Origin of the sequence: Streptomyces otsuchiensis (assembly GCF_004305975.1) — a bacterium.
Taxonomy (GTDB): Bacteria; Actinomycetota; Actinomycetes; order Streptomycetales; family Streptomycetaceae; genus Streptomyces; species Streptomyces otsuchiensis.
In genome coordinates this window covers 1-6,435 of sequence record NZ_BHZI01000308.1, presented here as the reverse complement: position 1 = coordinate 6,435, position 6,435 = coordinate 1, and the positions used below count along the sequence as shown (strand labels likewise).

Here is a 6,435-nt window from a genome sequence, read left to right as displayed (position 1 = left end):
GTCCGGGAGGTCACCCGATCCGCTCTTCCCGCTGTCCGACCGTACCCGGAGCCCGCCGGTCCACGCCGGTCGGACAGCGGGAAGAGCGGATCGGGTGACCTCCCGGACGGCAGTCCGGTCCGCACACCCACCGCCCCGCCCACCGGCCGGGCGAGCGACGGCAGACAGTGGAGGAGAGCGCACGTGACGCGCAGCGTGTACGTGAGCGGGATCGGCCGCGGTGACGGCCGCCAGGTGATCGAACTGGGGGTCATGGAGCTCCTGACCCGCCTGGTGGACCGGGTCGGCGTCTTCCGGCCGCTGGCCCACGACGACCGCGACCCGGTGATGGAGCTGCTGCGCAGCCGCTACCGGCTGGCCCGGCCGACCGCCGAGGCCACCGGCATGACCTACGAGGAGGCCGCGGCGCTGCAGGCAGCGCGCGGCACCGACGAGCTGGTGGCGGCGCTGGTGGACCGCTACCACGCGGTGGCCCGCGAGTCCGAGGCCGTGCTGGTGCTGGGCACCGACTACGCCGACACCGGCCTGCCGGCCGAGCTGGCGCTCAACGCCCGGCTGGCCAACGAGTTCGGCGCGGCCGTGCTTCCCGTGGTCGCCGGCCGCGACCGGGACGCCTCGACGATCGTCGCCGAGGTCCGCAACGCGCACCACGCCTACACCTCGCTGGGCTGCGAGGTCCTGGCGACCGTCGCCAACCGGGTCCGGGACGGCGAGGCCCGGGAGGCCGCCCGCGAGCTGGACCGGCATCTGCCGGAGCCGGTGTTCGTGCTGCCGGAGGAGCCGGCGCTGGCCGCCCCGACCGTCGCGCAGGTGGCGCGGGCCGTCGGCGCCGAGGTGCTGCTGGGCGACCACACGGGGCTGGCCCGGGACGTGCGCGGCTTCGTCTTCGGCGGCGCCATGCTGCCGGCCTTCCTGCCCGCGCTGACCGAGGGCAGCCTCGTGGTGACCCCCGGGGACCGGGCCGACCTGGTGATCGGGGCGCTGGCCGCGCACGCCGCCGGGTCCCCGCCGGTCGCCGGTGTGCTGCTCACGCTGGACCAGCGTCCCGGCGACGAGACGATGGCGCTGGCCGACCGGCTGGCGCCGGGCACGCCCGTGCTGGCCGTGCCCGGCGGCTCGTTCCCGACGGCCGCCGCGCTGCTCGGGCTGGAGGGCAAGCTGACCGCCGCCACGCCCCGCAAGGCGGAGATCGCGCTCGGGCTCTTCGAGACCCATGTCGACACCGCAGCGCTGACCGGCCGGCTGTCGGTGGCCCGCAGCGACCGCGTCACCCCGATGATGTTCGAGCACGAGCTGATCGAGCGCGCCCGCGCCGACCGGCGGCACGTGGTGCTGCCGGAGGGCACCGAGGAGCGGGTCCTGCGCGCGGCCGAGGTGCTGCTGCGCCGCAACGTCTGCGACCTGACCCTGCTGGGCCCGGAGGGCGTGGTCAGGAAGCGCGCCGCCGAACTCGGCATCGACCTGCGGCTGCTGGCCGCCGACGAGGTCGCGGAGGACGGCGCCGCCCACGCGCGGGTGGTCGACCCCGACACCTCGCCGCTGCGGGAACGGTTCGCCGAGGTCTACGCGGCGCTGCGCGCACACCGGGGCGTCGACTACGACCTCGCCCACGATGTGGTCCGGGACGTCTCCTACTTCGGGACGCTGATGGTGCGCGAGGGGCTGGTCGACGGCATGGTCTCCGGCGCGGCGCACTCCACGGCGGCGACCATCCGCCCGGCGTTCGAGGTGATCCGCACCAGCCCGGATGCGGACATCGTCTCCTCGGTGTTCTTCATGTGCCTGGCCGACCGGGTGCTGGTCTACGGCGACTGCGCCGTCAACCCGGACCCGGACGCCGCGCAGCTGGCGGACATCGCGGTCCAGGCCGCCGTCACCGCCGCCCAGTTCGGGGTGGAGCCGAGGGTCGCGATGCTCTCCTACTCCACCGGGACCTCCGGTTCGGGCGCCGACGTGGACAAGGTCCGGGAGGCCACCGCGCTGGTGCGCGAGCGGCGGCCCGAGCTGCTGGTCGAGGGGCCGATCCAGTACGACGCCGCGGTCGAGCCCTCGGTCGCCGCGACCAAGCTGCCGGACTCCTCCGTCGCGGGCCGGGCCAGCGTGCTGGTCTTCCCCGACCTCAACACCGGCAACAACACCTACAAGGCGGTCCAGCGCTCCGCGGGCGCGGTGGCCGTCGGGCCGGTGCTCCAGGGGCTGCGCAAGCCGGTCAACGACCTCTCGCGCGGCGCGCTGGTGCAGGACATCGTCAACACCGTGGCCATCACGGCCATCCAGGCGCAGCAGCAGAAGCGGAGCAACGACGCATGACCCCCCAGCGGGACGGGACCACGGCCGGGAGGGACGGCGGCGCGAGCCGGGTTCTCGTCCTCAACTCCGGTTCCTCGTCGGTGAAGTACCAGCTCATCGACATGACCGACGGCAGCCGTCCGGCCGCCGGGCTGGTCGAGCGGATCGGCGAGCGCACCTCCTCGCTGCACCACACCCCGGCCGACGGAGAACCCCGCACGGTGGAGCGGCCGTTCACGGACCACGGTGAGGCGCTCACCGCGGTCGCCGACGAACTCGCCGCCGACGGAACCGGACTGGACTCGCCCCAACTGGCCGCCATCGGGCACCGGGTGGTGCACGGCGGCCGGCGATTCACCGACCCGACGGTCGTGGACGAGGAGGTGCTGGCCGAGATCGAACGGCTGGTGCCGCTGGCCCCGCTGCACAATCCGGCCAACCTCACCGGCATCCGCACCGCGCGGGCGCTCAACCCGGGGCTGCCGCAGGTGGCGGTCTTCGACACGGCGTTCCACACCACGGTGCCGGAGTACGCGGCGCGCTACGCCGTCGACGTGGAGACCGCGGACCGCCACCAGGTCCGCCGCTACGGCTTCCACGGCACCTCGCACGCCTATGTCTCCCGCCGCACGGCCAGGTTGCTGGGGCGGGAGCCGGAGGACGTCAACGTGATCGTGCTGCACCTGGGCAACGGGGCCTCCGCCTCGGCGGTGGCGGGCGGGCGGTGCGTGGAGACCTCGATGGGGCTGACGCCGCTGGAGGGGCTGGTGATGGGCACCCGGTCCGGCGATCTGGACCCGGCGGTCATCCTGCACCTGCACCGCGTCGCGGGGATGGACATCGACGCCATCGACGAGCTGCTGAACAAGCGGTCGGGCCTGGTGGGGCTGTGCGGCGACAACGACATGCGGGAGATCCGCCGGCGGATCGACGCCGGGGAGGCACCGGGCGCCGTCGACCGCGGCGGTGAGGACGCGGCGCGGGCGCGGCTGGCCTTCGACGCGTACACGCACCGGCTGCGCAAGTACATCGGCGCCTACTGCGCCGTCCTGGGACGGGTGGACGCCGTGGCGTTCACGGCCGGGGTCGGCGAGAACTCCGCGGAGGTGCGGGCGGCGGCGATCGGCGGACTGGAACAGCTGGGGCTGGAGATCGACCCGGCGCTGAACGCCGCCCGCTCGCGGGAGCCACGCGTGGTGTCGCCGGAGTACGCTCGGACGGCGGTCGCCGTGGTCCCCACCGACGAGGAGCTGGAGATCGCCGCCCAGACGTACCGCCTCGTCGCGGGCGAGCCGGGGACGGCCACCGGAGGCACGTGAGAGCCCGCGCCGCACCGGCGCCACGGGCCCGTTCCGGCCCGGCGGCACCGCCCCCGGCCACCGCGATTATTCCGCCGCTGAACAAACCGATAGGATCGTTGGCATGCGCCGTTCCAAAATCGTCTGCACCCTGGGTCCCGCCGTCGACTCCTACGAGCAGCTGAAGAACCTGATCGAAGCCGGTATGAACGTGGCCCGCTTCAACATGAGCCACGGAACCCAGACGGAGCACGAGGAGCGCTACCAGCGCCTGCGCAAGGCCAGTGAGGAGACGGGCCGCGCGGTGGGCGTCCTGGCGGACCTCCAGGGCCCGAAGATCCGGCTGGAGACCTTCGCCGACGGGCCCGTCGAGCTCGCCCGTGGCGACCAGTTCACCATCACCACCGAGGACGTGGCCGGTGACCGCACCATCTGCGGCACCACCTACAAGGGCCTGCCCGGCGATGTCGGCAAGGGCGAGACCATCCTGATCAACGACGGCAACGTCTGTCTCCAGGTCACCGAGGTCTCCGGCCCCCGCGTCCACACCATCGTGATCGAGGGCGGGGTGATCTCCGACCACAAGGGCATCAACCTCCCGGGCGTCGCGGTCAACGTGCCCGCCCTGTCCGAGAAGGATGTCGAGGACCTGGAGTTCGCGCTCCGCCTGGGCGCCGACATGGTCGCCCTCTCCTTCGTGCGCAACGCCGACGACGTGCGTGACGTGCACGAGGTGATGGACCGGGTCGGCCGACGGGTCCCGGTGATCGCCAAGGTCGAGAAGCCGCAGGCGGTCGAGAACATGGAGGAGATCGTCCTCGCCTTCGACGGGGTGATGGTGGCCCGCGGTGACCTGGCGGTGGAGTACCCGCTGGAGAAGGTGCCGATGGTGCAGAAGCGGCTCATCGAGCTGTGCCGCCGCAACGCCAAGCCGGTGATCGTGGCGACCCAGATGATGGAGTCGATGATCACCAACTCCCGCCCGACCCGCGCCGAGGCGTCCGACGTCGCCAACGCCATCCTCGACGGCACCGACGCCGTGATGCTCTCGGCGGAGTCCTCGGTAGGCCAGTACCCGATCGAGACCGTCAAGACCATGTCGAAGATCGTGATGGCGGCCGAGGAGGAACTCCTCAGCCGTGGCCTCCAGCCCCTGGTGCCGGGCAAGAAGCCCCGCACCCAGGGCGGTGCGGTGGCCCGCGCCGCGTGCGAGATGGCCGACTTCCTGGACGGCAAGGCCCTGGTGGCCTTCACCAAGTCCGGTGACACCGCCCGCCGTCTCTCCCGCTACCGCGCCTCGCAGCCGATCCTGGCCTTCACCACGGAGGCGTCCACCCGGAGCCAGCTGACCCTGAGCTGGGGTGTGGAGACGTTCGTCGCGCCGCACGTCGACCACACCGACGAGATGGTCCGCCTGGTGGACTCCGAGCTGCTGCGGCTCAACCGCTTCCACGAGGACGACCTGATGATCATGACCGCCGGCTCCCCGCCCGGCGTCGTCGGCACCACCAACATGGTGCGCATCCTGCGGCTGGGCAGCGACAGCTGATCCCGGTGCGGCGGCCGAGGAGGCCGTCGCACCACGCGAGACGGAGAACGGCCGACGGGCCGGAGCGTGACGCTCCGGCCCGTCGGCCGTCCGGTCGTGTGCCCGCCGCCGTCCCACGACGAGGGGGAGATCGTGGGTGGCGGCGGCACCACGCCGTCCCCGTCCTCCCTGCCCGCGACGGCGGCGGTCATGCCTGACCGTCAACGTCGGATGCGGCAGGGCCGGGGATATCACCCGTAGGTCATGTACTGCCGCATCCCGGGCATGGTCAGCGTGCCTCCGAACTGGGCCGCCTGCGTCACCAGCACATCGGTGAAGTGGGCGATCGGCAGGTCCAGCGGCGGCTCGTGGCGCGGGTCGAAGACCACCGGGATCAGCCCGAACAGCTTGCCCTCCAGCCGCTCGGTGTACATCGTCACCGTGCCGTCCCGGAAGGTTGAGTTGGAGCCGTGGGCCGCCTGGACGTGGTGGCGCAGCCCGCTCCCGCCGTCGACGATCTGGTGCAGGTCGCCGATGTCGAGCCGGGCGGCGGTGAACTTCAGCGCCTGCTTCACCGAACCGTTGTCGGTGGTGACGTTGACGACGCCGTGGTACTTCAGCCCGGCCAGGGTCAGGTAGCTAGCCTCCAGCAGCCAGGGGTCGTTGGCGAGGACGGCGGCGGTGTCCTCGGCCGAGCCCGCGACGGCGCGCTCCTCGGGGCAGGGGAAGGGAATCCTGCCGTCGGCGTCGGGGGCGAACGGATCGGCGGGTGCCCCGGGGTCGGCGTCGTCGCTGTCGGGCTCGGCGTCGGACTCGGTGTCGGCGTCGGCTTCGGCTTCGGACTCGGTGTCGGCGTCGGTCTCGGTGGCGCTCTCCCCGCTCTCGGTGGCCTCCTCCTCCGTCGCGGGGGGCGTGTCCCCGGCGTCGGGGCCGCTCGCGGCACCCCGCTGAGCGTCGGCGCCGGCGCGACGGTCGGTGGCCGCGCTGCCGGACTCGGCCTCCTCGGCATCGTCCGACGCCGCGTCGCCCTCGGCCGCGGCCCCGGCCTCCGCGTCGGCGTCGGCGTCGGCTTCGGCCTCGGCGGCCTCGCGGCGTTCACGCGGGGTCAGCAGATCGATGATGCCGTTGCCGAGGTCGCGCAGACCGTCGCCGAGCCCCAGCGGGTCGAGCGGGTGGCGAGGTCCGCGCTCCTCGCCCGGCTGCCGGTCCTCATCGGGTTCCGGCTCGGGCTCCGGGTCCGGCACCGGGCCTGGAGCCCGAACCGGAACCCGAACCCGAACCGGTGCCGGGTCGGCTTCGGGCCCGGGGGCGGGGCCGTTT

Annotated in this window: 4 protein-coding genes; 3 read left to right on the top strand and 1 reads right to left on the bottom strand. The window is 73.2% G+C overall.

What is annotated here, in order from left to right; genetic code table 11:
- Window positions 1-183: 183 nt before the first annotated feature.
- From pta to pyk, 3 genes are all read left to right on the top strand, one after another.
- Window positions 184-2,310 (top strand): phosphate acetyltransferase, encoded by a 2,127-nt coding sequence (pta, locus tag E0D90_RS22335; RefSeq protein ID WP_130799823.1) that lies wholly within the window; start codon window positions 184-186, stop codon window positions 2,308-2,310.
- Window positions 2,307-3,608 carry an acetate kinase gene (locus E0D90_RS22330; protein ID WP_130799822.1) on the top strand — a complete coding sequence of 434 codons (1,302 nt, stop codon included), beginning with the start codon at window positions 2,307-2,309 and terminating at the stop codon, window positions 3,606-3,608. Before pta ends, E0D90_RS22330 begins: the two co-directional genes overlap by 4 nt.
- Window positions 3,609-3,711: 103 nt before the next feature.
- Window positions 3,712-5,136: a pyruvate kinase gene (gene pyk, locus E0D90_RS22325; protein WP_103504422.1), complete on the top strand. Its 1,425-nt coding sequence runs from the start codon at window positions 3,712-3,714 to the stop codon at window positions 5,134-5,136.
- Between the two features lie 230 nt (window positions 5,137-5,366).
- On the opposite strand, the gene E0D90_RS22320 is transcribed toward pyk, so the two are convergent.
- Window positions 5,367-6,359 (bottom strand): hypothetical protein, encoded by a 993-nt coding sequence (locus tag E0D90_RS22320; RefSeq protein ID WP_130799821.1) that lies wholly within the window; start codon window positions 6,357-6,359, stop codon window positions 5,367-5,369.
- Between the last annotated feature and the right edge of the window lie 76 nt (window positions 6,360-6,435).

Excerpts from the sequence above, each read along its gene's own strand:
- E0D90_RS22330 (WP_130799822.1), top strand. The coding sequence starts at position 2,307 with ATGACCCCCCAGCGGGACGGGACCACGGCCGGGAGGGACGGCGGCGCG.
- pyk (WP_103504422.1), top strand. The coding sequence starts at position 3,712 with ATGCGCCGTTCCAAAATCGTCTGCACCCTGGGTCCCGCCGTCGACTCC.